This is a genomic window from Polyangium mundeleinium (assembly GCF_028369105.1).
GTDB classification, from domain to species: domain Bacteria; phylum Myxococcota_A; class Polyangia; order Polyangiales; family Polyangiaceae; genus Polyangium; species Polyangium mundeleinium.
In genome coordinates this window covers 6,130,824-6,156,651 of record NZ_JAQNDO010000001.1, presented here as the reverse complement: position 1 = coordinate 6,156,651, position 25,828 = coordinate 6,130,824, and the positions used below count along the sequence as shown (strand labels likewise).

The following is a 25,828-nucleotide window of genomic DNA, read 5'->3' as shown; positions in this document are numbered from 1 at the left end:
GACGGCCAGCGTACCGTCGTGCTCGGCCTCTTCAAGGCCAGGCCGTGCTCGCCGTGCTCGCAGCACTGCGTGCTGCTCCGCGCGGCTCCGCGCGGTGCTGCGCAGCCTTGAAGAGGCCTGCGCGCGACGGTGTGGGACGGGGGTCCCGGCGAAAGGGTCGTCGGGCGGAGGTTCTTTATGCTGAGGATTTACGAGGTCGTTCTGGCCATGGCGGGGGACGCGGCAGGCATTGCGGAGCAGATCGAACGGCGGGATTCGGATCTGGCTCGGCAAATGCGCAGGGCCACGCATAGCGTCGCGCTGAATGTGGCGGAGGGAATGGGCAATCAGGGCGGGACGAAACGGCAGCGCTACGCCTCCGCACTCGGCTCGGCAAGGGAAGTGCTCGCTTGCGTCCAGGTCGCCCAGGCCATGCGCTACATCGGCAGCGTCGACGCGCAGGCACTGGACCGAATGGACCACGTCATCGCCACCCTCGGCCGCCTCGTCTACCGCCGCGCATCGTGAAACCAAGGGCGGGCCGACCTCCCTTCAGGTCGGCCCGCCCGTTCCGCCAGGATCACGGCCCCCATTCCAAGGTCCCTCGCCCCATTCCCTTGGGTTCGCGGGGTTTCCCGCGACGAACCAATCTCTGCGTTTGGGGATTTTCTTCCCCGCCAACCTGTGCGACAAAGAAGCGACGCCAGCCGGCGCTTGCAACACCGACCGGCGTCTGACCCGCAAACACCAAACCACCTGGAGTTCACGAGCTGTGAGCAACGTAGACGTCCATCCTGAATCCGCCAAGAAACCTACACTCCTTCCCTCCCCCGAGGCGTCCTTCGCGGGGTTTTACCGCGAATGCCGGGGGTTCGTCCGCTCCATCCTCCGCGCCCGCGGCGTCTCGGATCGCGAGGCTGACGATCTCGTGCAGGAGGTCTTCGTGCTCGCCTGGCAGCGCCACGATCGCCTCGCGCTCGGCGATCAAGCACGACCCTGGCTCTACACGGTCGCGCTCTACATGGCCTCGAACCATCGCAAACTCGCCCGGAACCGAGTCGAGGACCTCAGGGCCGATCTCCCCGAGCCGCCAGTCTTTCCACGAATGATCCAGGCCATGGAGGCGACCCGCCTCCTGGCGAGGGTCCTCGGCAGGCTCGGCCGGAAGGTCGCCGCTGTGCTGATTGCGTACGAGATCGAGGGACGCTCGATGGTGGAGATTGCCCGCAGGTTGCGGATACGGTTGAAGACGGCCTACGCGCGGCTGCATCTAGCGCGGGAAAAACTGGTCAATCTCGCGCCGACCTTCCTGAAATGTCGACATCGATTGCCCCTCGGAAGCTTGGGTCGAAGGATTCGGGCCAGCGAGTAAGCGCATTGTAGAGAGCGCCGCTGAGATTCGCACCGCTGAGGTGCGCGCCGATGAGGTCCGCGCCGATCAGGTGCGCACCGCTGAGGTGCGCGCCGATGAGGTCCGCACCTCGGAGGTGCGCGCCGATCAGGTTCGCGCCGATCAGGTACGCACCTCGGAGGTGCGCACCGAAGAGGTACGCACCGCTGAGGTCCGCACCGAAGAGGTACGCCTCACTAAGGTTCGCCTCGCTGAAGTTCGCACCGCTGAGGTCCGCACCGCTGAGCTCCGCACGTCTGAGGTCCGTACGTTCCAGGCTAACACCCTCTGCGCTGATCCCTGTCGCGTACAAGCACACCCACTCCTGACGCATCCAAAACCATGCCAGCATGGAACGCAGCGCCGACGTCTTGACCTTCAATGGTTCCAGTCCGTGAAGGGAGCACCGGATCGCCAACGCAGCATGTCGAAGTTGAACGCGCTGGTCATCTCGCCATGACCGTTCCTCCTCGTGCTTGCCTTCGTCAAAATCCGGCCGTTCATCGACGAAGCAGCCCTCCGCCCAACCCCCAAGGTTCTTTCTTTCGTCCTCCCTCCACTGGACGCCGTTGAGAATGGCCATCAAAAACTCGAAGCTGCGGTTGTCTTCTTCGATCAACATCGCACCATAAAGCTCACGCTCCAGGCTCCTCTGCCTCGATTCCCTGCGTTCCTGGAGAATCGCCCGCAGCCGATCCGCCCACCAGCGCGCCACCAAGAACTCCCGAAGCTCTTGTGGCCGAACAGGATCACGTGATTCTGATCCCGCAGGTCGGCCTGCAACACGAGCATCGCTCCCATGCGGATCATCTCCTGCACCTGCGACTCTCCGCGGAGGTCGAGCACCTTCCGGAGGAGGTTGTTGACGTCCTGCAAATCGAGATGCTCGCCCCGCGCTTCACGCCTCCGGTGCTCCCACGCAAGACGCGACATGAGCCACAACATCGCATCCTCCAGCGAGGATTCCTTCCCGATGTGGCCATGCTCGCGCAGCTTCTCCCGGAGTTTCTCGGACGCCTCCGCCACGCGAGGATGCCGATCCCGGTCGTGCTTGCACTTCCCGGCGGCGATCTGCTTGAAGAAATGCTCGTAGATCGCCACCTGGCTCGTTTGGTCCTCCTCAATCCGGGTAGGATCCCAGGTGACGGCGATCATGAAGAGCAGGATGGGCGTCGTCGCCAGCTCCAGAAGTTTGGCGTTTTTTAGTCCCTCGACCGTGACGGGCTCGCTTCCGCTGATTTGGTTCCAGCGATCGAGCCAAGCCCCGATCTGATCCTCCTCACGGAAGGGCTGCACATCGATGACGGGAATGCCCTTGAGCTTGTCCTCCTGTGGCAACGCGCCCTTTCGCGAGAACACCACCACCCGATGCCGATCACTCGTCGCCCCCTTCAGCTCCCGAAAAAGCTGCTCCACCTCCGCATGCGACAACGCGACCTCGTCCAGCCCATCCACAATGTACACGACACGCATCGTATCGGGCGGCATCGCCAAAGCCTCGTCACTCCGCAGCAAAGAGATCCCGATCGCCTCGGCCTGGTTGCGGACCGCCTCCCGGACCGTCGCAGCAAAAGACTCGCGCTGAAAGTCTCGCGCGCACTTGATGAAGATCGGATACACGAGCTCCGCGGACGGTTGGTCGACGACCCGCATGTACCTCTGCGCCCACTCAAAGGCGAGCATCCGCGCGGTGAGGGACTTGCCCATACCGAAATCCCCACGCACGACGACGATGGGATGCTTCCCGAGCAGGTCACCAATGAACTCGCGAAGAGGCTTGCGCGTCGTTCCCGATTCGCCGTTCGGCTCCACATACATGAAACCGAGCGGCATCATCGGCACGCCCGGCGTGGCCGTCCCGAAGACGTGCCGCCTGTCCGAAATCGACCCCTCCTCCATCAACCGTCGCCGAAGCTGCCTCCCGCGATCCTTGTCGACCTCCAGCAAAAACCGCCCCAGCTCCTGCCCCGCCCCCGTCACCAGCAGCTCGGCATACGCCATCTGAAACGCGCCCTCGAACTGGAGCCGCGCCCCCTCGCGCCGCATGTCGAGCAATGCCGTGTCCTCGCCCCCCTCGAACCGCCCATCGGCGAACGCCGTGTACAACGCCTGATAAATCGGCGTGGCCATCGGATCGGGATGCATCGCATGCATCGCCGAAAGTCTCTCCCCCGCGGCCCGCTCCTCGAATTCCGACCGCAGCCACCCCAACGCGAGCCGGAGCCGCGTCTGGATCTCCTCCTCCCGCGCAGCCTTGTCGTTCGACCGGAGGGCCCGATGAATCCAGGACCGCTCCTGCAACCCGGGCGCCATCCGCTCGTCCCCCGCCCAGTGCTCGTAAAATGCCGTGCCGAACGCCTGGAGCACGAGCGCCGTATGCAGCGCCGTCATCCGTGTCCGCGGCTTGGCCGTCGCCACCCCGTGCACGGCGCCGAGGGCCTCGACGACGGCGCTGATCGCGCTGACGTCCGACTCGTCAAACCCCTGTTTGGCCTCGCCAAGGTAGCTGAGCGCCCCCGCGGCGAAGACCTTGCCGAGCGTCGTGAGGATCGTGATGGGTTCCATGATTGAACGCTCTCCGTTCAGAGAGAAGAAGATAGCCCCGGTGGGGCCCAAGGCAAAGCCCCAGCGAGGCGCCCCCGCCAAACACATCACCACCCATAATGTTGAAATATGCTTTCGGGCTTGGCGATCTCCACGGGCGTGCGCTGCACGGGATCGCGGTCGCCGAGATCGAACACGCTCCCCCAGCAATACACCTCTCCCTCTCGTGTGCGGCCGCAGTCGCCCCCGAGTTGTACGATCGCGCCGTCGGGGAGCCCCTCGATGCGACGGAAGGAGGCGATCTCGCCTTTTTTCTTTGGCATGCGGTCGAAGCAAAAGACTTCGCCTCGGGTGGTGCTCACGCAATCGGCGTCGACGTCTGCGACGTCGGTCAGGACGACCTTGGGCCCCTCGGGTGCGCCCATGCAGAGGAGACGCGCGCTCGCGTCGACGGCGCAATGGGCTGAGCGCAGCACGGCGCGGAACTTCCCAGGGACCCGCTCATGATCGCCGCTCGTGTCCTTCCGGAGGAAGGTTGTCCCGTTGGCTAGCTTCACGGCGCGGAACTTCGCGGGGACTCGCTCATGATCGCCGCTCGTGTCCTTCTGGAGGATGGCCGTCCCGTCGGCGAGGATGGCGTTGCTGCTCAGGTCGAGGTAGGTGGCGTTTGCCAGCTCGTCCTTCGGGTCGATCCATTGCACGCGGAGGGGCTTCGGGCTTCCCGCGTAATGGAACCTCCCTGCGCCGCCGCTGCGCTTGGCGACTGCGATGCCGCTCCCGTTGTCGATGGACAGGGTGACGTCTTTCACCGGTGCGCCGCCGGTGTCGACGAGCAAGGTGAAGTCGTCCTTCAGGTTCCCTGGGAAAAATGCCTTGTTCCGGCAGTACCAGCGGCCTGACTTTGCGCCGCGCACGCAGAGCCCCACGCCGCCAACGATTGCGTCGACGGCTGGCTCGGGCAGCACGAGATCGTGCCGGGGCACGTGCTCGACGCCGGCGATCGCGCCCCAGCAGGAGACGCGGGTCGTCCCGAAGCGCGCGCAGACGACGCCGTCGTCGGCGCTGATCTCGCTCGCTCCCGTGATCCCGGGGGCCTTTGTGGCCCGTTCGAGCTCGATCTCCTGGCCGTCGCCGAGCCGGCCCCCCATGCGCTCGCCGAAGCACCGCACGCGATGATCCTTCCCGAGCGCGCAGATGTTTCCTACGGACACCGCCACCCCGAGCGACGCATCGACCGACGGGAGTACGTCGAACGTCGTCTGCGTGTCTCCGCAGGGCTGCGCGACGTCGCAGGTGCAGCGCGACACACCGTCCTCGCGGCTCACGCACAGGCTCTGCCCCGGGAGGGTGAAGAGCCGCGTCACCAGCTTGCCCTCGGCGATCTCCCGGAGCTTCTGGTCGACGAGCCAATCGTGGCAGAAGACGGTGCCGTCGGGCCGCCGCGCGCATACCTGCGGCTTGCCCGGCTGGAAGCGGGCGAGGAGCGCTTCTGCCACGGGCCCTTTCAGGGGCACGGACGCCACGCCGTAACCGGGGGCGGGCTTGTCGAGGAGCGTCGTTTCCTGTCTGTCGAGGTTCCAGCAATGGAACCCGCCGTCCACGCCCACGCCGCATGTGGTATCGGCGAGGGTGCGCATGGGCGGGACCGGCACCCGCAAGAACGGCGAGTTCGTGAAATCGCCGCCGATTTGGCAAAAGACCTCGCCCTTGTCGGAGAGCAAGCAATCGTGGCTGCCGGCGACGATGCGTGAGGTCACCTGGGCCGGCACGCCCAAGGAGAACTTCGCGATCTCCTCGGGCGTGGGCTGCACCGAAAGGAAGCCACGCGTGATGTAGAAGGGTTTTGTCGGGTCCTCTCGCACCAAGCGAATCACCGTGCCGGCCGCGTTCCAGCCGACGATTTGCCCCTCCTTGAGGATGGTGAAGCCTTTCAGGTTGGTGAAGCCCGGCATGAGCGTGGGGCGGTAGTGCGTGCGTTTGGCCATTTCGCCGGGGAGGACCACGAGGCCCCAGCAATGGAGAAAGCCGCGCTCCGTGCGGGCGCAAAAGGTGCCGTACCCGGTGCGGACCTCGACGAACGTGGAATCCTGTGCGGATAGCGCGACCGGGGCGGCCTTGGCGGTGGGGGCCGGGGCGGCGATCGAGGCGGAAGGCGCGGGCGTGAGGTCACGCGCGGTGGGCGGCGGCGGCGCGCCGGTCGTGCAGCCGACGAGGACGAGGGCGGAGGCGGGGGCGAATGCGCGGCGCATGGCGGTCACTGTACCGCAGGGGACAGCGACCGCCGAAGGATTTGGCCGGCCGCGCGAATCAGGACGGCTACGTGGTGGAGCCGGGGGCGATGGGCTGCTTGGCGCGCGTCGTGGGCTGTTTGGTTTTCAACGATGCGGCCGCCTTCTCGCGGAGGAAAAATGCCTCGGCGGCGGCCGGTTTTGCCTTGTAATGGTCGCGCAGACGGCCGTGGGCGCTGGCGAGCTGCTCGCGAACGGCCCGGCGCGCCTCGCGCTCCTCGGCGAACCGCAGATCGACCTCGGCCACGGCCAGGTCCAGGGCGTCGAGGGCGGCGCGGTGGAGCATCTCCGCGTAATCGAGGCTCGCGAGGGCGTCGCCCATGTCGCCTTTCTCTGCGAAGGGCGCCATCCGAATGCGCACGGCGGGCAAGACGTCGAGTTGCGCCTGGCCGTCGGGCTTGATCACCGGGCTGATGCCAGCCGGGAAGATCGTGCGTTGCGCCGCGAGGGCGGGCGCCTTGCGGTCGAGCTTCTTGGCCGCGGCGTCGATCTCCCGGATCGCATTTTCGACCATCACCTCCGTGCGCTGGAGCCCGGCGGACGCGGCGGTGGCCCCGTCCTCGGCGTCTTCGCGGGCGCGCTGGCTGTCTCGTAGCTTCGTGTACGCGGCGCTCGCCTCGGCGTGCAGGATGTCGTGAAGCGGGCTCACGTCCTTGCAGGTCGTCATATGAAAATGAATGTGGCGGCGATACACGGGGCTTCCATCCTTCTCACGAAGATGTCGCATGGATCCTCTCTTCCCTACCGCTTGCAAGAAGCGGCGGGGTGGTCATGGGTTCGCGTTTTGGACGTGCGCCGAGGATCAATCATCGCCGTGAGGGAACCCCAAAGCACGAAAACGTCGGGAGCCCGCCCGGAAACGGTGAAACGCTCGCTCCCGAAGTTCGGAACGAGCCACGCGGCGAAAGAAACCGCGCTTCCGGGGGATGGGAACGTGCCCGGACGTGGATCCCGGAGCGTTGCACGGTTCGGGAGCGGGCACAGATGCGGCGTCGATCGGCGTTGCGAAAAAGCGGAAGCCGCTCGGAGGCGAAGCGGGGTGCGCTCCGAGAAAGGGAAAACGGTTCGGGAGGTGGATCGACGCGCGTTCCGGAAAGGAGGAATCGGCGTGGGGGCGGAAGCGGGGGCGTTCCGACAAGGGGGAAGCGGACGCGCGGCGGTTCCGGGGGCGTTGCGAGGGCGTGGAGGCGGCTTGGATGGGGATCGGGCCGCCGTGAGAGAGGGAGGAGGTGGCGGCGGCGGGGAGACCGTCCGCCTACAGAGGCGCGCCCTCCGGATACATCAGCTTCAGTCGTTTCTCCCGCAGCCGGGCTTCTTCGAGACAGACGTCTTCGATCTGCCTGACCAGCTCTTCCGTGATCCCGAGCTTCGCGGCCATGCGGGTCACCGTGGCCCGCTCCAGGTCCGAGTATTGTCCATCCGCGGTGCAAGCTCGAATTGCGTCGTAGACGAGGAAACGCCGTGAAGCACTCGACGCCGGCGTTGCAGCGACGAGCATCTCGATATCCTCGTCCGCTTTGTACGATTTGAGCTCGTCCACCAGCGCATCCGCGGCACCAAAAGCAGCCGCGTGGCCGACCGCCCAGTCTCTCTCTTCGGGCGCCAATTTTCCATCTCCATTGGCGCAGAGGAGGACTGCCTTCATGTACCCTTCGAACCATTCCTTGGACGGAAGGGTGCGAACATTGGCCTTGTCTTTGAACAGCCACAGAAACCCGGCGTCTCGGTTCGTCGTCATGTTCGCACCTTCCGTGTTATGGCAGCGCGCGATCGTGCGCGCACCACCTGATGGTTCTCCCGTTTCGTGCCTTCCAGGAGGAGTCAATCTTTCTCGTGTTACGACGCGCCTTTCTCTTTCTCGCGTCACGAGGCGTCTCTATTCCCCTCTGCCATGTGGTGGTAGAGTCTTTTTATGGGGCGCGCTTCTCCTTCCTTCGCGCCTTCGGCTCCTCGTCTTTCTGAACCCCGAAAGTGACACCTCCTATGAAGAGGAACATTTTTCCCCACGCACGTTCCCTCACAGCCACAGGTATCCTCCTCGCATTGCCCCTCGTGTTCGTCGTCGCATGCAGCGGCGAAAACAACCCCGGAGATCCAAGCGGCGGCAGCGGCGGAAACGGCGCCGGCGCAGGGGGAGGAAGCGCGAGCAGCTCGGGCGCAGGTGCAGGGAGTTCTTCCGGCTCCGGCGGTAACGGTGGCATGACTGGAAACCCCATGCAAGGCCAGTGCAGCACTCCGACGCTGACGGTCACCGAGGTCGAGCTCCCCATCGCCGTCGAACAAAACGAAGACGAGGTCAATCTCCGCCCCCTCGCAATCTCACCAAGGCCCTCCGGCGGCTCCCGCCTCGCCTTCATGGGCGCCGACGACAAAGTCCACGTCGCCGAGCTCGACGTGAGCGACAAACTCGTCGGCGAACTCGTCGATATCAACGCCCACGATTTCGCCGACCTCTACGCCGACGACAAAGGCGGCGTCCTCCTCCTCACGCGCGACGCCCAAGGCGGCGGGACACTCAACTGCGGAAACCCGACAAACCTCTGCGGCAACCCGCCGAGCCCGCCCGTCGCATGTCACGACATGTACATGGTGCGTTTCGACGGCACGAGCGAATCCTGGGCGACGAAGCTCACGAGCTCGAGCGCCGCCCTGCCCCCGTATTCGACCGGCAAGACCGGTCCCGACGTCTTCATGATCTGGTGGTACGCGCACCACGGCCGCATCGCCTCCGACGGTACGAACTTCGCCGGTTATTTCGGCGCAGCGATCAGCGTCTCGCAAGGCGGCTGCATCAACATCCACCAAGGCGATCGCATGAAGGTCGTCTCCCCGACCGGCGAGCTTTTCGCGGGCGGATTCGACTGGGGTTGCAGCCACAGCGGCTACGAGCGCATCACCTGGGATCCGGCCGCAAAGAAATACGTCAGCATCTGCAAAACCGACAACAACAACCGCATCGCCTACGCCCCAGCCGTCTCGACGATCAAGCCGGTCGACCTGGCCTACTCGAATTTGAGCGACGTGGCCCGCGACCCGAACGGCGGCTCCTGGGCCCTGACGAGCGACCGTCAAGACGGCCAGCCCGCCCTCGCGAACGGTCTCGCCGAGGTTCACCTCCTCCATTTCAACAGCGGGGAGGCCGACAAGGACATCGTGATCGCCGGGAAGGCCGGGGAAAACGCACGCGCGCCCTACCTCGCAAACTACGGCGAAAAGTTCCTCCTCGCCGGCTGGGAGACGTCGACCGCCACGGGAGATCTCACCCCCTTCGACGGAAACCGAAAAATGCACGTGCAGGTCCTGAGCGCGACCACCGGCGAGGCCGTGAGCGCCGTGCTCGACGCCGGTGTGCCCGGCAATCGCTACCAGGCCTTCCGCGCCTTCCCCGACGGCAGCGTCGCCTTCGCCGCGAAGGGCACGAAAAACAACACGGTCCGTATCTTCCGCGCGATGCCCTGCGCCGCGGAATGAGCGCGCTTCGGCGCCCCTCCTCAGCCTACTTGCCGATCCAGGCCATCCCGTCCGGCCCTTGACCGGCCGAGAGCCGCCGCACCACCGACATCGTCGCGAGATCGACTTCGGCGACGTTGTCTTCGTTCGTCACGCCGATGAGCGCGTGCTTGCCGTCTGGCTCGACGAAAATGGCTTCGCAGCCGCGGCCCATGGGGACGCTCTTGAGGGTTTGGTGGCTTGTGGGGTCGATGAACAAGAGATCGCCGTGCCAGGGGTCGGTGGCCAGCAGGAGTTTGCCTTCGAGGGCGAATTTGACGCGGGCAATAGGTTGGTTGGGCGTTGTGAAGCGGTCGACCACCTTTTGCTGGGCGAGGTCGACGATGGCGATTTCGTTGCCTCCGCGGCACCCGACCCAGGCTTGGGTTCCTTCGGGGTTGACGTCGATCCCTTCGGGGTTTCGGCCGACGGGGAGGATGGTCTCCTTCCAGGCTTCTGCGGCAAGCGGGTCGGGCTTCGTCAATTGGAAGATGGAGACGGTGCCTGAGCCGCGGTTCGTTGCGACCAGGGTCTTTCCGTCTTTGGTCGCGGCCAGCATGTGGGTTTGGTCTTGGCCTGTGCCCATCACCCAGGCCAAACGGTTTCTTACGGGGTCGTAGGCGCCGATGGCGCGGGCTCCTTCGGCGGTGAAGTAGAAGAAACCGTTGCTTGCCAGAAGACCGTGCGGGTTCCAGAGCGGTCCGAGGTCGACGCGATGGATCTCTTCGCGTTTAGCGACATCGAAGACCGAGAGGCTGTTGCCCGGTTCTTTGTTGCTGCCGGTGTTGCTGACGACGGCGTAACGCCCGTCCGCGGAGACGGCCACCTCGTGGGGCTCCCGGCCGACGGGGACGTGGGCGGCGACTTTGCCGGAGGTGAGGTCCAGGAAGGAGAGGCTGCCCGGGAGGTTCCCGTTGGTCTTGCTCTTGTTCACCACGAGCACGTCGGCGGGTGGGGCCGCGGCGTGGGTGTTGATCTTGTTCCCCACGGGAACGTCGGCCGGTTGGGCCGCGGCGCACGCCATCGTCGAAACCGAAAAGAGAAAACCCGCCAGGGGTCTTGGAATCGTTCGTCCTTGCATGGTTCGAGTCCTTTGCGTGTCGTTTGGCGTGGCGGCGGCCCTGCGGTTGCCGACCCTGGGCGTGCGCGCGCGACGGGCGCACGTATCCATGCGATCCGATTCTCGGCGCGCGAGGACGTCACCGAGGCAATCGTCGAGAAGGTCGCAAAGGGCGACGAGAAGGCGCCGCGCCGCCCGAGGTTGTCATGACGCCGCGGCCAGGACGGACATCAACTACCATGGTAGTTGATGGAAAACAAGGAGAGCGCGGCGACGCGAGCAAGTTTTGGACGTGTCCATCCGCGGGCGTAGCCGGCGAGCGACCGGCCCGCCTCCAGCGTGATGACAGGGGCGTGCGCTGCGTGGCATGATGACAGCGTCCGTAGGCCCCGATCCGCAGCCGGCCGAGCCCCCACGGTTCCCCATATTCCGGATCCCATGCATATGGCTACACTGCGAATCCTCGACATCGTCGTCCGCCTGCCCCAGGGCACATCTTGGACAACAGATACGCCGAAGGAATGCTGGATCACGCATACCCTCGACGGTCCATCTGTCCAAGAGGTGCGCACGGCACTCGAGAGGGAAGCGACAAAGATCGGATACGATCTCAGGCAGATCAATCGCATAAGCTATCTTCGACGCGGGGAACGACGCATCGAAATCTACGACATACAGTCCGCGGGCCTCGGAATACGCGTCGATGATGCCGAGGCGCTGCCCTTCGCACATGTCGTCGAGCAGGGCATCCGCCTCGCGGGCATCATGCTCCCCATTCCCGAGGGAGCACGGGTCGAGCCCGGCCGTGAGCGACATGATCCCGGGTCCACCTCGTGGAGCGCAGAATGGCGCATGTACGATTGCGCGGCGGACAAAGTTGCCTCGTTGATGCACGATTCGCTCACGCAAATGGGGCTTCGTCCAGGTGGGGTCTGGTCGCCGCCCATCGGTGGTATTCCGCGATGGAAGGCTGAAGCATTCTCAGCGCACCAACTCGTGCAGGCTGACATCACGGATGCCGGCGACCACCTTGATTTGATCTTGACAGTGATGGGCCCCTCGGACGACTAAAGTCCTCGCCATGTCCGGCGGCCTGATCCCCCACGACGACGGCCCTCCCATCGCGCGCTGCGTCCGTTGCAGCGCCGTGGCCGCCGGTCCCTGCGCCCGTTGCCAAGCGCCCGTCTGCGGCGATTGCTGCGTCCTCACCGAGGGCGGCACCCGGGTCTGGGCCATCTGTCTCGCCTGCGAGGACCGCGGCGGTCGCTCCCTCCGCCGCGGCTGGATCACCCTCCTCGGCTGGATTGCCCTCCCGATCGCCGGGCTCGGCGTCCTCGTCGCCCTGCTGGAGTGGCTCGCACGGAAGTGATCTGCCCCCCACGATCGACGCCGATCGATTTCGCGTAACCTTTCGCGACCCCCGAACGTGCCTCCCCTGAGAGGTGCGAACCATGACGACGAACACGGCGGCTCGGGTGGTGGTGGTGGGCGGTGGACTCGCGGGGCTCACGGCGGCGGCGTATGCGGCGCGGGCGAGCCGGCGGGTGACGGTGCTGGAGAAGGCGACGGAGCTCGGGGGGCGCGCGGCGACGCATGAGAAGAAGGGATTTTCGCTGAACATCGGGCCTCATGCGCTCTACCGAGGGGGTGAGGCCGAGCATGTGCTCGCGGAGCTTGGCGTGGAGACGAAAGGGAGCCCGCCGCCGACCAGCAGCGGCGCTTATGCGCTCCACGGGGGCCTGCTCCGGGCTCTGCCGACGGGGCCTGTGTCGCTCTTGACGTCGTCGCTCTTGCCGCTCGTCGGGAAGATCGAGGTCGCGCGCTTGCTCGCGCGCCTTGATTCGCTCGATGTCGCGTCGCTCGCGGGGACGAGCTTCGAGGCGTTCCTCACGGCGAAGGTTCGTACGCCCGAGGCGCGGGATGTGATCCGCGCGCTCATCCGGCTCTCGACGTACACGTCGGATCTGGACCGGCTCGCGGCGGACGCGGCCCTCGAACAGTTCAAGATTGCGACGACGCGCGGCGTGATCTACCTGCACGACGGCTGGCGGACGCTGGTGAAAGGGCTCGCCGACGTTGCGCGAGCCGCGGGGGCCGAGATCGTCGCGAGCGCGAAGGCCGTGTCCGTCGTCCGGGAGGACGGGCGCGTGAAGGCGGTCCGCCTCGCGGACGGCGCGGAGATCCCCGCCGACATGGTGATCCTCGCTGCGAGCCCGTCGCTCGCGTCGTCGCTTTTGCCCGACGTCCCGGCCCTCGCGGAGTGGGCCGCGGCGGCGATCCCGGTCACGGCCGCGTGCCTCGACGTCGCACTCTCGCGCTTGCCGCAGCCGCGGAACACGTTCGCGCTCGGGATCGACCAGCCGCTTTATTTCTCGGTGCACTCGGCGTCCGCGCGGCTCGCACCCGAGGGCGGCGCCGTGATCCACGTGGCGCGGTACGGCGCGCCGGACGATCCGCGCGCGGGCGAGCGCGAGCTCGAAGAGGTGCTCGAGATGCTGCAACCGGGCGCGAAGCACCTCGTGGTCGAGCGGCGGTACTTGCCTTCGATCACGGTGGCGCACGATTTCCCGCAAGCGGCGCGCGGCGGCGCGCGTGGCCGGCCCGGTCCTGCGGTGCCGGGCGCGCCGGGGGTGTTCGTGGCCGGCGACTGGGTGGGGCCCGTGGGCATGCTCGCGGACGTGAGCCTCGCGAGCGGCAGGGCCGCAGCGCAGGCGGCGACGCGGCGGGAGGCGAAGGGGCTTGGCGAGGTGGGCAGAAAGGGCTTGGATGCGAGGGCGTGAACGTGGTGATGACGGACGGAGATGGGCTCGCGCGGGAGCACCGGCAATATCTGTGGGGTCTCTGCTATCGGCTGACCGGGTCGGCAGCGGACGCGGATGATCTCGTGCAGGAGACGCTCCTGCGCGTGATCGAGCGTCCCCCCGCCCGCACGGAGGAGCCCGTGCGGCCGTGGCTCACGCGCGTGGCCGTGAACCTCGGGATCGACCGGCTGCGCGCGCGGCGGCGACGCGCATACGACGGGCCGTGGCTGCCCTCGCCGGTCGAGACGGAGGGCGATTTCGCGCCGGAGATCGGGATCGAGCCGGTCGAGACCGAGGGGCGTTACGATCTTCTGGAGAGCGTGTCGATGGCGTTCCTCGTGGCGCTGGAGGCGCTGACGCCGCGGCAGCGGGCGATCGTGCTGCTCTGCGACGTATTCGACTGGTCGGTGAAGGAGGCAGCCGACGCACTCGGGATGACGGAGGCAGCCGTGAAGACGATGCACCACCGGGCACGGCGAGCGCTCTCGGCCTACGAGGCGAGCCGAACGCGTCGCACGCCCGAGCTGGTGGAGAAGACACGCGAAGCGCTCGGGCGGTTTCTGCTCGCGCTCGGGAGCGCGGATGGAAAAGCGCTCGAATCGATCCTGGACGCCGAGGTGCGGCACCTGAGCGACGGCGGAGGCGAGTTTTTTGCGGCGCGGTTGCCCATCCTGGGGCGAGATCGGGTGGGGCGTTTGATGGTGGGTCTCGCCAAGCGGCGCGGCATGGACACGCAATTCGCATTTCGGATGATGAACGGGATGCCCGCCGTGGTGCTGGAGCACGCGCCAGGGCGGAAGCTGGCGCCACGATCGGTGGTGCAATGCGAGATCGGCGAGGACGGGGCAATCCGTGCGATTTATTGGGTGCTGGCGACGAGGAAGCTGACGGCGGTGGGGCCTATCCTCTGAGCCGCTTCGCTGGGGCGTTGCCCCCGGCCCCAGGAGGGGGCTGTCCGCCCCCTCCACCCCGGACCAGCCAGGGGCTGGACCCAAGCTCGATGAACTGCGCTCCGCGCAGCTCATCGAACAGGCCCGGTGAAGACCAGCAGCGGCGTTGCCAACCAAAACAGCCGCGCTGCTGGTTCGGCTGGCAACCCGGCTTCTTCGTCGGCCCGTTTGAAAAACTGCGCGGAGCGCAGTTTTTCAATCACCGGTCCAGGCTGTGCCTGGTCCGGGGTCGAGGGGGCGGACAGCCCCCCGCGGGGTCCGGGGCAGAGCCCCGGCGCGACGCCCTCGACTCAGAACGCCGTCCCGTTCGCGCGTGTGCCTGGCGAACTCCCAGCGGCGACGAGCGCCGTGTGTAGGACGAACGTTGCGCTTTCGGCGGCGTCGGGGCTGCGGTTCATGGAAACGCCGTCGACGGCGGCCAGGGATGCGGGGTAGCTGAAGGAGTCTTTTGTCGTGCCTGCGGCGTCGCGCAGGTAGACGGCGTCGCCGCCGTTTGCGAGGCCCAGGTTGCTTGTGGAGCTCCCGAGCGCGTTGGGTGTGCCTGCGGGGATGGCGGAGGTTGCGCCGAAGATGACGAGGCTTTTGCCCGGGGCGAGCGTCGTGCCTGCGGCGAAGGTGTGCCGCACGGAGGTTGTGTCCGAGATTGTCCAGCCGTCGAGTGTGGCGGGCAGGCCGCCGATGTTGACGACCTCTACGAATTCGCCGGTGACGCTGCTGCCGGGCTCGTTTGCGCAGATCTCGTTGATCACGACCTGCGCGGGCTTGGCGGCGGCCCAGGTGTAGCGGCTCAGGATCGGGAAATGGTCGCTTGTCGTGGAGGCGTAGCTTGGGATGAACGTGGAGACCTTGTAGGCTTCGACGGAGCCGGGGACGAGGGCCAGGGCGAGCTCGTTCGTCACGAGGTGATGATCCAGCGTCGCGCCGCCGCTCGACGTCGAGGAGATGTTTGCGTCCGTCAGGGCTTTCGTGGCGAAATGGTAATCGGCCGTGTCGGAGAGGAAATTGGCGTAGGGCGTCGTGTTGCCCGAGATCGAACCGTCGAGGTCGTCGTTGAAATCGCCGATGACGAATACCTTTTGCGTCGGGTGGTTCGTGTCGAGATAGGATTTCAGTGCGGTGGATGCGTCGACCCTGCGCAGGTAGCTCGCGGAATCGGCGAGCGCCTTCATGTGGAGGATGATGACGACCACGTTCTCCGTCGTGCCGTTCAGCGTGACCGAGAGCTTCACTTCGAGCGGCGGCCGTCCGGCGAACTCGTAGTCGTAGGCGGTCAGGATGACGCGCGCGCTTTGCACCGTGGCGACCGAGGTTTTGTAGAGGAAGCCGAGCTTCTGCTCGGACGTGGTGTAATACGAGGAGCCGCTCGTCACGATCGGATCGTTCGACAAGATGCCGGCGTACCCGACGAGCTGTGATTTGAGCGTGTTCCACTGCGAGACGCTCACGATCTCTTGCACGCCCCAGAGATCCATGTCGGCGCCGCTGATCACGTCGTATGCGTTCTGCCGCTGCAGCGTGTCGTTCGTGGGCCCGCGGCTCGTATCACCGAACCACTCCAGGTTCCAGCCGGCCACGTCGAGCGTCGTTGCTGTCCCCTTTGCCGGGACCGTGTACGCAAAGCTCGCCGTGTCGACGAACGGCTCGTCCTCGTCGGGCGCGACGCACGCCGGCGCCGCGACGATCACAAGCGAAGAGACGAGAACGACGAGCGATGCAGGTGCGCTCATGCTGGATCCAGACCTCGGCCGACCGTGCGCGTATTCCATGGTTTCCATGGTACGCGAGGAGCCGGAGCCGGGGCGAGGAAGTTCCGCTCAGGGGCGCGCCATCGGGTACGAGCCGAGGACTTTGAGGTAACCCGCGCGCGCTTCCAGCTCGACGAGCGCGTGGCGCACGTTGACGTCCTTCGCGTGGCCCTCGACGTCGACGAAAAAGAGGTAATCCCAAAGACCTCGCCGCGAGGGGCGGGATTCGAGCTTGGTCATGCTGACGCCGTGCCGCGAGAAGGGGCGGAGCAGCGCGAGCATCGAGCCTGGGCGGTTCGGCGCTGACATGACGAGCGAGGTTTTGTCGTGACCCGAGGGCGCGGCGCTCGTTTCGCCGATCACCAGGAAGCGTGTGGTGTTCGTCGGATCGTCCTCGACTCCCTCGGCGAGGATGGTGAGCGCGTGGATCGCCGCCGCGCGTTTGCCCGCGAGGGCCGCGGTCCCCGGCTCCCGCGCGGCGAGGCGCGCGGCTTCGGCGTTGCTGGAGACCGCGACGCGCTCGGCCAGCGGGAGTGTATCTTTCAAGAATCGCTGGCATTGCGCGAGGGATTGCGCGTGCCCGTAGACCCGCGTGATCCCTTCGAGCCGCCCCTCGCGCCGGAGCAGGTGCTGGCGGATGGGGAGCGCGACCTCGCCGGAGATGCGGAGCGGCGAGGCGACGAGCCGGTCGAGGGTATGGCCGATCGCGCCTTCGAGGGAGTTTTCCACGGGCACGACGCCGAAGCGGGCGGCGCGCGCCTCCATCCCGTCGAAGACGTCGTCGATCGAGGTGCAGAAGACGGGACGGGCGTCTTGCCCGAAATGGCGCGAGGCCGCCTCCTCGCTGAACGTGCCCGCGGGGCCGAGGCAAGCGACCGAAATCCCCTCCACGGCGCCCCGGGCTCCGATCAAGCGGCGTGAGGCTCGGTCGCCGCCGCCGCGCCCGCGCCGACCTCGCGGACGATCCCTTCGTACGCGTGCCGCACGCTCTCCACGTACCGCGCGAACCGCGGCAAGGCCGAGAGGTCCAAGGCTTGCGGGCCGTCGCAGAGCGCCTCGTCCGGCCGCGGGTGGAAATCGACGAGCACCATGGATGCGCCCGCGATGATCCCCTGCCCCACCACGTGAAAAATGTCCGGCAGGCCGTCGGGCGCGTTGTCCATGCGGCCCACGGCGTGCGAGGGATCGATGCACACGGGCAGGCGCGTCTGCCGGCGGAGGACGGGCACGTGCGAGAAGTCCACCAGGTTCCGGTGGGGATCGCCGAGGTGTGTCTTCACGCCGCGCAGGCAAAACACGATGTTCGGGTTCCCCTCGCTCGCCACGTATTCGCACGCGTTCAAGGACTCTTCGAGCGAGATGCCCATGCCGCGCTTGAAGAGGACCGGGAAACGGCGCTGCTGGCCCACTTGCTTCAGGAGCTCGAAGTTCTGCGTGTTGCGCGTGCCGATCTGGAGCATGACGCCGGTCGGCTCGCCCGCGGAGGCGAGCGCCGTGTTGATCTCGTCGATCTGGCGCGCGTCGGTGACCTCCATGGCGATCACCTGGATGCCGTGCTTGCCCGCGAGCTCGAAGACCCAGGGCAAACAGGTTTTGCCGAGGCCCTGGAAATCGTAGGGGCTCGTGCGCGGCTTGTACGCGCCCATGCGCGTCGTCCGGATGCCCGCCTTTTCGAGCGCGGCCATCATGTGGGCGACGTGCTCGCGCGTGTCGACGGCGCAGAGGCCGGCGAAGACGTGGACACGCTTCTCGTCGAAATGGATGCCGTTGTACTCGAACCCGTGCGTCTCGGCGTCCGGGTGGTGCCGGCCGATGAGCCGGTATTTCCGGGAGACGCGGACGACCTTGTGCACGCCGGGCAGGCTTTCGAAGGGCTCCGTCGGCACGGCGCGCGTCGAGCCGATGAGGTGCACCTCGATGATGGAGGTGGATTCGCCCCGGAAGACGAATTTCTGGACCGAGACCCCCGGATACCGCGCTGCGAGGCGAACGACCGCCTCGGCGCGCGACTCGGGCGCGTCGGGCTCGAGCGTGACAATCATGTAAGTTCCCCCTATGGTCCCTGTTCTGTTGGATGCTGTGGCGGCCTCAGCCGGCCCGGAAAAAGATCAGTCCGCCTCGTCGATGGGTTCGTCGTGCTGGAGGCGCCTGGAGAATCGGAGAATGGCGTCGAAGATTTCGTGCACCGACGCCGGATCGAGATCACGCTCGGCCGCCCAGCGCCGCCGCGCTTCGAAAAGCTCCGCCTCGCGTTCGGGATCCCGCACAGGGCGTCCGAGCTTCGCCTTTTCGCGCGCCGCGCGCCGTGCGAGCTGGGCCCTGCGCCCGAGGAGCTCCACGATTTCGCGATCGAGGTCGTCGATGAGGTCGCGCGTCTCGCGCAAGGCCTGCGAGCCCGCCGCGGAGGGCAAGAGGACGAGCGAGGACGACGGCGGCGGAGCCATCCCGTCCGATCCGGAGAGATTCTGATCGGCGGCGAGGAGCGCTTCGACGAGCTTCCGGCGGGCCTCGGCGGCATAGGGATTTTCGCGGTGGAGCGCGGCATAAAGGTGCCCCGCGTCCGACCGGGCGGCCTCCACGGTCCGCGCGAGCGCTTGAAAGGAGGGAGGCGCGTACGGGATGTCGAGGGGCACGGACGCGTCGAGCATACCCTTGGCCACGAAGAATGCGAGCGCGTGCGTCCAGGCCATGTTGCGATCGTGCGTGGCCTCGTGCTCCAGGACGACCGTGCAGCCGATGCGCTCGTAGAGCGCGACGACCCGCTCGACGGCGCTCGGGTGCGTCGCGTTCGGGCATACCACCGCGACGAGTGGGCGCTCGCCCCGCGAGAGGCTGATCGGGCCGAACAGGGGATGCGTGGCGACCCAGGGGATCGCGGCGCCGAAGCATTCGTTCATGGCAGCCGAGGGGCCGAGCTTGACGCTACCCACGTCGACGACGATCTGCGAGGGCGAGAGGAGCGGCCGCATCGTCGCGAATGCGCGGGGCATGGCGGTGACGGGGACGGCGACGATCACGAAATCGCGGTCTCGAACGAGATCCGGGATCGACGCGACGCGCATTTCGTCCGGCACGGGGGAGCGAGGATCGAAGGCCCGCACGTCGACGTCCGCGTCCCGGAGGAGCGAGGCCATGGCCGCGCCGAAGCGGCCGTACCCGAGCAATGCGACGTTCGTCATGGCGCGTGGGGGGGCCTTCGCCCGCACGAAGCATAGCGGATGAACAGCCCCTTGGGCGAGCCGTCCCCGAAGAGAAAACATTTCCGTCGCGGACGCGCTCGGCCGCATCTTCTCCGGGTTTTGTCGATTGTGGATGAAAATGCCGTTCAGGGGGCGCGGGGCGGCTCGGACTTCGTCACGACGAAGGCCCGGAGCGCGGAGATGGCGTCGTCGCGCCGCGTCTCGATCCAGTACATCCGGAAGGGCGCGGCCGATCCGATACGCCGCGCGAGCCCCGCCGCGACACGATCACAGGCGCGGAGGGGCATTTTCGTGGAGGACGGCGCGGCGCCGGGATCCCGCGGATCGACTTGCTCGTGCTCGCGGTCGAATTCGCCCGCTCCGTCGAGGCCCCACTCGACTTCGCCGTAGGCGCCGAGCTCGATGGTGCCGACCGCCGACCGATCCTCCAGGGCCGCGAGGGCGAGCTCTCGCATGCCGGGAATCGGGAGCAAGGCGGGATCGAGCAGATCGTCGCGCTCGCCGCGGCGGAAGCGGACGGCCCAAAGCGAGGTCTTCGTCCCGAACATCGCGCGGCCGGCCGCGACGATCGAAGGGCGCGTGGGGCGGAGGGCCAGGGGCGCGAGGAGCGTGCGGAGCGTGCCTGCCTTCGGGGGCACGGTCGCGGGATCGATCGCGCGGATCCACGAGGCGTATTCGTCGAACGCTCGTTCGTCGCCCAAGGCGCCTCGCGCCGCGAAGAGCACGGCGAGGCATGGGCCAAGCTCGTCGTCGGCGCTCGGGTCCTTGAGGTCCTTCCACGCTTTGCGCAAAGGGTCGGTCCCCTCGCGGAGCGGGCGCGCGGCGCCCTTCGGGTCCCACAACGCGAGGAGCAGGCCCATCTCGCACGAGGCCCGCAGGTGCGCGGGTGATTTCATCACGGCGAGCTGCTTCATGCGCTGCGCGAGGAGCTCGGTGACCGAGGGATTTTTTCGGGATACAAGTCCCGCGAAGCGAGGTTTGGGCGGACCGTCGACGCGCACGAAGAGCGCGAGGAAATCGGAGGCGTCGGGGCTCCGGCCGGGCGCGTCCGTGGGCCCGACGATTCGCGTGGCAGCCTGGACCCACCGCCCCGGCCCCGCGGTCTCGTCCGCGAGATCGCGGAACCAGCGCTCGTCCACGGGGAGAGATTTGTACGTTTCCGCAGCCTGCTTGAATCGTTCGGCCTTTTGGGTCTTCGTCTCGTTCGGCGGCGCGGGCGCGAGCGGGAGATCCGCGGCGAGCGTGTCGAGGGCGAGCTCCGCGACGTCGCGCACCGTGAGCAGCACGATGCCGTGCGGCTCGTACCATATCGATCGCGTGTAGCGTTCGTCGTTCGCGAGCGCCTCCGCGAGCGGCAGGACAGCGGCTTCACCTTCCGCGAGCAGGGCCTGCAAGATCGGGTCTTCGAAGACCTGGGCCTGCACGCCAGACCGCCCGAACGCAGGCTCTCGCACCTCGCCGAGCGCGGCGACGAGCGTCGTCACGCGCGCCGCTGGATCCGCGGGCAAGGGCGACGGCAGACCCTTCGGGGCCGGTCGCGCGGCACGTTTCTCCTGGTCCACGAGCAAGGGCCCCGGTGGCTCTGCGAGAGTGTTTATGGTTTGTTCGCTGGCCCCGAGCGCGGCGGCGCGCGCGGAAAGCGCAGGCGAGATTCGGCCGAGGCCACGCAAGCTCGCGAGCGCGAGCGCGTCGTCCCCGCGCACGTGGGCCCAGAACCCGCGGTCCCGCAGCCCATGCAGAAAATGCTCGGCGAGGCGCGCGAAAATGTCCCGCTCGCGCCCCGCGATTTCGGGGACGGCGTCGAGCTCGCCGCCCCTGGCCCAGCGCTCCCATACCGAGCGCGTGAGCGTGTCCTCGCCGAGCTGCACGAGGATCGCGACGTGCATCGGCAGGATCTCTTCGAGCCGGTGGGAATGAATCTCCGGCCGGGGCGCGTGCGCCCGGATGCAAGGCATGTCCGGGAAATGCGCGGTCTGCTGTTCGCAGATGCGCTTGTCGCTCGCCCGGAGCGCCTCGATGTCGGCGCGCAGGTCCGCCGCGGGGCCGACGGAGACAAGCGGATATACGAGGCCATTCCACAGGACGCCGAAGCGCGGCTTGTGCTCCGGCCCCGGGAGCACGAAGCCTTTCGTCGCGACGACCTCGCCAGGCCCTTCCGGCTGCGTCGTGAGCGTGATCGAGACCTCGTGATACGGCAGTCCTCGCGGATCGGCGAGCCCGCTTCGAAACAGCGTCTCCACGGCGCGAACGAGGCCCTCGGGCAAACCCGGGCGCGGGCCTGGCTCGGTCGGTGTTCCCTGGGCCGGCGGCGCGGGCAAGATCGTATCGGCGAAAGGCCACGGCGGGGGCGCGTCTTCGGGCGCCTCGCGTGGTGGCTCCGTGAGGCGCGGCGAAGGGACGCTCGTGGGGCCGCAGGCGGCGAGGGCCAGGAGGGCGAGGCGAAACGCGCGGCGACGTATCACAGAACGAACGCTACCGCGGCGCTCGGGCCGCAGGCAATCACGTGCGCCCTGGATCCCGGCGGCATCGCGGGATACCGTGGGCGGGATGGCAAGAACGGGGGACGCCGCGGTGCGGGGGCTGCTCGGGATCACGGCCTTCTGTCACGCCGCGGGAGGCGTCGCGTACGCGCTCTCGCAGCCGCGGGGATTTTCCGTGCCGTCGGCGGCCTTTTTCGAGCATCAGGTCCTCGGGCCCCTCGTCGTCGTGCTCGCGCTCGTCCTCGGTGTTGCGCTCGTGACGCGCCGGGAGAAGCTCGGCGCTGCGGTGACGGCTGCGCTCGCGGGGTTCTGGTTCGTCGTGGCGGCCTTCGGGTTGTTCACGGGCACGACCGCGTATGCGCGCCTGCTCGTGTTCCCTTTTGCAGCGGCATTCCTGCTCGCCGCCCTCGCCCATCAAATGCACCGGCGTGCCATCGTGATCGTGATCCCGGCCCTCGCGGGCGCGCTGGTCGGCGCCGGGGTATGGGCCTCGGCGCGCGCCCCGAGGGCGTCGACGTTTCCTTCGAAAAATGCACCGAAGAGCGGCACGGTTCCCGAGGGCGAACCGGCGCTCGGGAAGGGCGAGCTCCGCGTGCGGGTCGAGGGGACGTCGGTCATCGTCGAGGCCGGCATGCATCGGGCGGAGATCGTGCCCTCGTTCGATTACGACGCCGTGGCGGACGGCTGCGGGCTCACGGTCCTCGACCATCGCGCGGCGAGGCGCCCGCCGTTTCGCGCCGGCCGCGAGGGCGCTCGGATCGTGTTCGCCGGGGAGAACGCCGATTTCGAGGTGTTCGGCGAGGTCGAGATCCTGGGCGCGTCCACCGTGCGGATCGAGGTCTCCACGACCCTACGGCGCGAGCTCTGCGCGCACCTCGGCTCGATTGTCGCCATGCGGCTGTCGCGGGTCCGCGGGTCCGACGACGGGAGAGAGCTCCAGACGGCCTCGATCAACGGTTTTTCCTGGCCCTCGGGGGAGGCAGGGGAGCCCGCGCATTTCGTCGCGTTCCGGGGGGACGAGCTCGGCTTTTTTCGAGCGACGCACGACGAAAAGGGGCCGTTCACGGCGATCGGCAAGATCGACGAGCCGGTGATCACGGACGGCGGGTTTCACATCCGCGTGCCCTCGTGGAAGGAGCAAGCCTCGCGCGAGCCCTCGCCCACGGCCGGCTGGGGCATTTCGCAGGGGGCCATCGAGCATTACGGCGACTGGTTCTTCTGGCACATCGCCGCGACCTCGATCGGCCGCGGATGGCATACCGTGCGGACGGCAAAAGGCACGTACGAGACGACGATCCTCCTCGAAACCCGCTGACGCCTCCCCGCCCCCGACCGTTCGCGGTACAAGGCGGCATGGATCCGCGCCCCGTCACCCTCGAAGGCCGCCACGTGCGCCTCGAACCCCTTACCCTCGCGCATGCGCCGGCGCTGCTCGCCGCGCTCGCGGAGGACGAATCGATCTGGCGGTGGATGTCGATCGAGCCGCCGCTCTCGCTCGAAGCGATGGAAGCGCACATCACGTCGGCGCTGGAGGCGCAGGCGGCGGGGACGACGGTCGCGTTCGTGCAGGTGAGCCTCGCCGACGGGCGCGTGTGTGGCGCGACGCGATACCTGAGCATCAGCCGGCTCGATCGTGGCCTGGAGATCGGCTGGACGTGGATCGGCAAGCGCTGGCAACGCACGGCGATCAACACGGAGGCCAAATTTCTCCTCTTGCAACACGCCTTCGAGGTGCTCGGCGCCGCGCGCGTGCAGCTCAAGACGGACGCGCGAAACCTGCAATCGCAGGCCGCGATCGAGCGCATCGGCGGCGTGCGCGAGGGCGTGCTGCGCAAGTTTCAGAAGACGCGGGGCGGGTACCTGCGCGATACGGTGATGTTCAGCCTCGTCGAGGACGAGTGGCCCGCCGCGAAAGAGCGGCTCGTCGCGAAGCTCGGCGGCTGATCATCCCGCCGTCGCGAGCGCCGCGAGGCCATGGTGCATGCGGGAAAACGTGTTCTGGTGCGCGACGAGCGTGATCGCCGCGAGGATCGCGGGATCGTCGAGGCCGTGCGCCCGGAGCGTCGCGGCCTCGGCGGCGCCGACGGCCCAAGGCGTGCGGGTGAGGTTCGTCGCGTACACCGCGAGGGCGCGCTCGCGCGGATCTTGCGGGATCATGTCCTCGTGGCGAGCGACGGCGCCGGCATCACAGAGCTCGGCGGCGGCGGCGCGCGCGAGGATCCGGCGCTCGCGGCAGGAGAGCAGCACATCACGTTCGAAGTGATACGCGTGCCACTCTTCGAGGAGCGCATGGGCAAAGGCGCGACGCGGAAACACGGGGACGCGGGAGCCGTCGACGGCGGGGTTCCAGTCGCTCGGCGGAGGCCGCGGGAGGGCCTCGCGCGCGAGGTCGATGGAGAGGCGCGGGAGCGGCGACTCGTAATCGAACAGGATGCCCGTGCCGTCCGCGACGCGCGTGTAGTAGTTGAAGAAAGACGCGACGCAGATGGCTTGCTCGACACCGTCCTCGGAGACCCCCACGGCGCGGAGGCGGTCGAGATCCGCGGCGTCGATGGACCACGGCGCCTCGGTCATGACGACCGCGAACCCGCTGAGGGCGCGCTGCCGCGGGGAAGCGCGCTGCATGTCGGTCCCCGTCACGACGTCCGTGGCGAGAGCCTCATCCTCCGAAGCGACACGCAGAAACTCTGCGTGAGCTGACGTTCAGTAAAAGCACTGGTTCGTCCGCGAAGCGGACGCGGCGATGAGCTCACGCTCTGCCCACGAGAGCCCGTCGCCGCGGTGGAACGTGCCGGTCGCGGCGAAGGTGATCCGGAGCAGATCGGGATCGAGGCTGTGCGCGCGGATGATGCCCGCCGGGCCGCCATGCGGCGCGCGGTAGACCGCGGGGATCGGGCGGGACAACATGGCGTCGTAGACGGCGCGCAGGGGGGCGTCTGCTTCGTGGGCCTCGACGATCCGGATGTGGGGCATGGAAGGAGGCTATCACGGATCGGACAGCCGAGTGAAATCCGGACGTGCAGGCAGAAACGCAAAGGCAAGCGCCGAAGATTCCTGTTGTCGTTTGCGGAAAAGCGGAAGGCTCGACGATTATGGCGGCCTCGACCGAACGAAAGGCCGCGTGATATGGACGCGCCCGCGAGAACGTGCCATGGCGAACGGGGCGGAGGGGATGGGGAGCTTGGCGTGAAGAACCGATAACGGCTCGCGCACCTCGAAGGACGAGCACGAAGGACACCATCCGGGGATGGTGACGGACGTGAGGGTTCGTGTAAGCTGCGAGCACTTCGTTCCTGGGAAAGGACCTCGACGGGCGATGGACTCCAAGGAGATGCTTGACAAACGGATCGCGCTTGCAACGAGCACCGACAACATGCTCGGGATGGTGCTCGACGGCGCGCTGAACCACCTCGGCAAGGCCTACGGGCCTGCGAAGGTAGGCTCCATTCGCACGCAGGTGATGGGGGACAAGACCATCCGCTCGTTCTTCTGGTACCCGGTGAGCTCGCTGCTCAAGGTCGCGCGGCGCCTGGTCGACGAGCCGAGCCTCGGCCTGACCTGCAACGAGATCATGACGGGCTGCGGCGAGCACGCCTTCAGCTCCCTGCTCGAGTCCCCCGTCGGCAAGATGCTCGCCCGGTTCGGCCAGGGCAACCCGCAGGCCCTCTGCGCCAACGGCCCCTATGCCTATACGCTGGCCGTGAGCTTCGGCGAACGCGAGTACACGAAGACGAGCGAACGCTCGGCCGACGTGGTCTTCACGCGCGACCTGTTCGGCCCCGCCTTCACCGTCGCTGTCTACCGGGTGGCCTACAAGCTCGTGAGCAACGTGGACGCGAACGTCACCGCCACGGTCGCCAACGACGCCGGGACCGACTTCATCATCCACTCACGCTGGTGAA

The 25,828-nt window shown here is 67.4% G+C and carries 24 protein-coding genes; 10 read left to right on the top strand and 14 right to left on the bottom strand.

Annotated features, from left to right (window positions below; all coding sequences use genetic code 11):
* Nucleotides 1-177: 177 nt before the first annotated feature.
* Nucleotides 178-507: a four helix bundle protein gene (locus tag POL67_RS24520; protein WP_271921116.1), complete on the top strand. Its 330-nt coding sequence runs from the start codon at nucleotides 178-180 to the stop codon at nucleotides 505-507.
* A 244-nt stretch (nucleotides 508-751) separates the two neighbouring features.
* A complete protein-coding gene (locus POL67_RS24515; RefSeq protein ID WP_271921114.1) occupies nucleotides 752-1,351 on the top strand; it encodes an RNA polymerase sigma factor in 600 nt (199 codons plus the stop codon).
* On the opposite strand, the gene POL67_RS24510 is transcribed toward POL67_RS24515, so the two are convergent.
* The 5 genes from POL67_RS24510 to POL67_RS24490 form a co-directional block, all read right to left on the bottom strand.
* Nucleotides 1,269-1,991 (bottom strand): pentapeptide repeat-containing protein, encoded by a 723-nt coding sequence (locus POL67_RS24510; protein WP_271921112.1) that lies wholly within the window; start codon nucleotides 1,989-1,991, stop codon nucleotides 1,269-1,271. The two genes, POL67_RS24515 and POL67_RS24510, sit on opposite strands and share 83 nt — an antisense overlap.
* Nucleotides 1,985-3,934: an NACHT domain-containing protein gene (locus POL67_RS24505; protein WP_271921110.1), complete on the bottom strand. Its 1,950-nt coding sequence runs from the start codon at nucleotides 3,932-3,934 to the stop codon at nucleotides 1,985-1,987. Before POL67_RS24505 ends, POL67_RS24510 begins: the two co-directional genes overlap by 7 nt.
* An 86-nt stretch (nucleotides 3,935-4,020) precedes the next feature.
* A complete protein-coding gene (locus POL67_RS24500; RefSeq protein ID WP_271921108.1) occupies nucleotides 4,021-6,162 on the bottom strand; it encodes an RCC1 domain-containing protein in 2,142 nt (713 codons plus the stop codon).
* 67 nt (nucleotides 6,163-6,229) lie between these two features.
* Nucleotides 6,230-6,928, bottom strand: a complete 699-nt coding sequence (locus POL67_RS24495; protein WP_271921106.1) for a hypothetical protein — start codon at nucleotides 6,926-6,928, stop codon at nucleotides 6,230-6,232.
* Nucleotides 6,929-7,456: 528 nt separating this feature from the next.
* On the bottom strand, nucleotides 7,457-7,939 hold the full coding sequence (locus POL67_RS24490; protein WP_271921104.1) for a tellurite resistance TerB family protein: 483 nt from the start codon (nucleotides 7,937-7,939) through the stop codon (nucleotides 7,457-7,459).
* Nucleotides 7,940-8,253: 314 nt separating this feature from the next.
* Between POL67_RS24490 and POL67_RS24485 the strand changes: the two genes are divergently transcribed.
* Nucleotides 8,254-9,672: a hypothetical protein gene (locus POL67_RS24485; protein ID WP_271930885.1), complete on the top strand. Its 1,419-nt coding sequence runs from the start codon at nucleotides 8,254-8,256 to the stop codon at nucleotides 9,670-9,672.
* A 25-nt stretch (nucleotides 9,673-9,697) separates the two neighbouring features.
* Here the strand turns inward: POL67_RS24485 and POL67_RS24480 are convergent, their stop codons facing one another.
* Nucleotides 9,698-10,771: a YncE family protein gene (locus POL67_RS24480; protein ID WP_271921101.1), complete on the bottom strand. Its 1,074-nt coding sequence runs from the start codon at nucleotides 10,769-10,771 to the stop codon at nucleotides 9,698-9,700.
* 417 nt (nucleotides 10,772-11,188) lie between these two features.
* On the opposite strand from POL67_RS24480, the gene POL67_RS24475 reads away from it, so the two are divergent.
* From POL67_RS24475 to POL67_RS24460, 4 genes are all read left to right on the top strand, one after another.
* On the top strand, nucleotides 11,189-11,821 hold the full coding sequence (locus POL67_RS24475; protein ID WP_271921099.1) for a hypothetical protein: 633 nt from the start codon (nucleotides 11,189-11,191) through the stop codon (nucleotides 11,819-11,821).
* 10 nt (nucleotides 11,822-11,831) lie between these two features.
* Nucleotides 11,832-12,119, top strand: coding sequence for a hypothetical protein (locus tag POL67_RS24470; RefSeq protein WP_271921097.1), 288 nt, complete (start codon nucleotides 11,832-11,834; stop codon nucleotides 12,117-12,119).
* Nucleotides 12,120-12,201: 82 nt separating this feature from the next.
* The gene (locus POL67_RS24465; protein ID WP_271921095.1) at nucleotides 12,202-13,530 is read left to right on the top strand and encodes a phytoene desaturase family protein; all 1,329 of its coding nucleotides are present in this window, start codon (nucleotides 12,202-12,204) and stop codon (nucleotides 13,528-13,530) included.
* Nucleotides 13,527-14,462, top strand: coding sequence for a sigma-70 family RNA polymerase sigma factor (locus tag POL67_RS24460; protein ID WP_271921093.1), 936 nt, complete (start codon nucleotides 13,527-13,529; stop codon nucleotides 14,460-14,462). Before POL67_RS24465 ends, POL67_RS24460 begins: the two co-directional genes overlap by 4 nt.
* Nucleotides 14,463-14,572: 110 nt before the next feature.
* Here the strand turns inward: POL67_RS24460 and POL67_RS24455 are convergent, their stop codons facing one another.
* The 6 genes from POL67_RS24455 to POL67_RS24430 all read right to left on the bottom strand — a co-directional run bounded on the left by POL67_RS24455 (nucleotide 14,573) and on the right by POL67_RS24430 (nucleotide 21,908).
* Complete coding sequence (locus tag POL67_RS24455; protein WP_271921091.1) at nucleotides 14,573-14,704, bottom strand: hypothetical protein; 132 nt, start codon at nucleotides 14,702-14,704, stop codon at nucleotides 14,573-14,575.
* 87 nt (nucleotides 14,705-14,791) lie between these two features.
* Nucleotides 14,792-16,228, bottom strand: coding sequence for a lamin tail domain-containing protein (locus POL67_RS24450; RefSeq protein WP_271921089.1), 1,437 nt, complete (start codon nucleotides 16,226-16,228; stop codon nucleotides 14,792-14,794).
* Nucleotides 16,229-16,315: 87 nt separating this feature from the next.
* Complete coding sequence (gene pheA, locus POL67_RS24445) at nucleotides 16,316-17,137, bottom strand: prephenate dehydratase (protein WP_271921088.1); 822 nt, start codon at nucleotides 17,135-17,137, stop codon at nucleotides 16,316-16,318.
* A 17-nt stretch (nucleotides 17,138-17,154) separates the two neighbouring features.
* Nucleotides 17,155-18,288 carry a 3-deoxy-7-phosphoheptulonate synthase gene (locus POL67_RS24440; RefSeq protein WP_271921086.1) on the bottom strand — a complete coding sequence of 378 codons (1,134 nt, stop codon included), beginning with the start codon at nucleotides 18,286-18,288 and terminating at the stop codon, nucleotides 17,155-17,157.
* Nucleotides 18,289-18,354: 66 nt separating this feature from the next.
* Nucleotides 18,355-19,425: a prephenate dehydrogenase/arogenate dehydrogenase family protein gene (locus POL67_RS24435; protein WP_271921084.1), complete on the bottom strand. Its 1,071-nt coding sequence runs from the start codon at nucleotides 19,423-19,425 to the stop codon at nucleotides 18,355-18,357.
* A gap of 146 nt (nucleotides 19,426-19,571) precedes the next feature.
* Nucleotides 19,572-21,908, bottom strand: a complete 2,337-nt coding sequence (locus tag POL67_RS24430) for a hypothetical protein (protein ID WP_271921082.1) — start codon at nucleotides 21,906-21,908, stop codon at nucleotides 19,572-19,574.
* A gap of 85 nt (nucleotides 21,909-21,993) precedes the next feature.
* On the opposite strand from POL67_RS24430, the gene POL67_RS24425 reads away from it, so the two are divergent.
* The gene (locus tag POL67_RS24425; RefSeq protein WP_271921080.1) at nucleotides 21,994-23,241 is read left to right on the top strand and encodes a hypothetical protein; all 1,248 of its coding nucleotides are present in this window, start codon (nucleotides 21,994-21,996) and stop codon (nucleotides 23,239-23,241) included.
* 38 nt (nucleotides 23,242-23,279) lie between these two features.
* Entirely contained in the window at nucleotides 23,280-23,870 is a 591-nt protein-coding gene (locus tag POL67_RS24420; protein WP_271921078.1) for a GNAT family N-acetyltransferase, read from the top strand.
* Here POL67_RS24420 and POL67_RS24415 read toward each other — a convergent pair whose 3' ends face one another.
* On the bottom strand, nucleotides 23,871-24,551 hold the full coding sequence (locus POL67_RS24415) for a carboxymuconolactone decarboxylase family protein (RefSeq protein WP_271921076.1): 681 nt from the start codon (nucleotides 24,549-24,551) through the stop codon (nucleotides 23,871-23,873). It lies immediately after the preceding gene.
* A gap of 78 nt (nucleotides 24,552-24,629) precedes the next feature.
* Complete coding sequence (locus POL67_RS24410) at nucleotides 24,630-24,899, bottom strand: carboxymuconolactone decarboxylase family protein (protein WP_271921074.1); 270 nt, start codon at nucleotides 24,897-24,899, stop codon at nucleotides 24,630-24,632.
* A 343-nt stretch (nucleotides 24,900-25,242) separates the two neighbouring features.
* On the opposite strand from POL67_RS24410, the gene POL67_RS24405 reads away from it, so the two are divergent.
* On the top strand, nucleotides 25,243-25,827 hold the full coding sequence (locus POL67_RS24405) for a TIGR02265 family protein (RefSeq protein WP_271921072.1): 585 nt from the start codon (nucleotides 25,243-25,245) through the stop codon (nucleotides 25,825-25,827).
* Nucleotide 25,828: the final 1 nt, after the last annotated feature.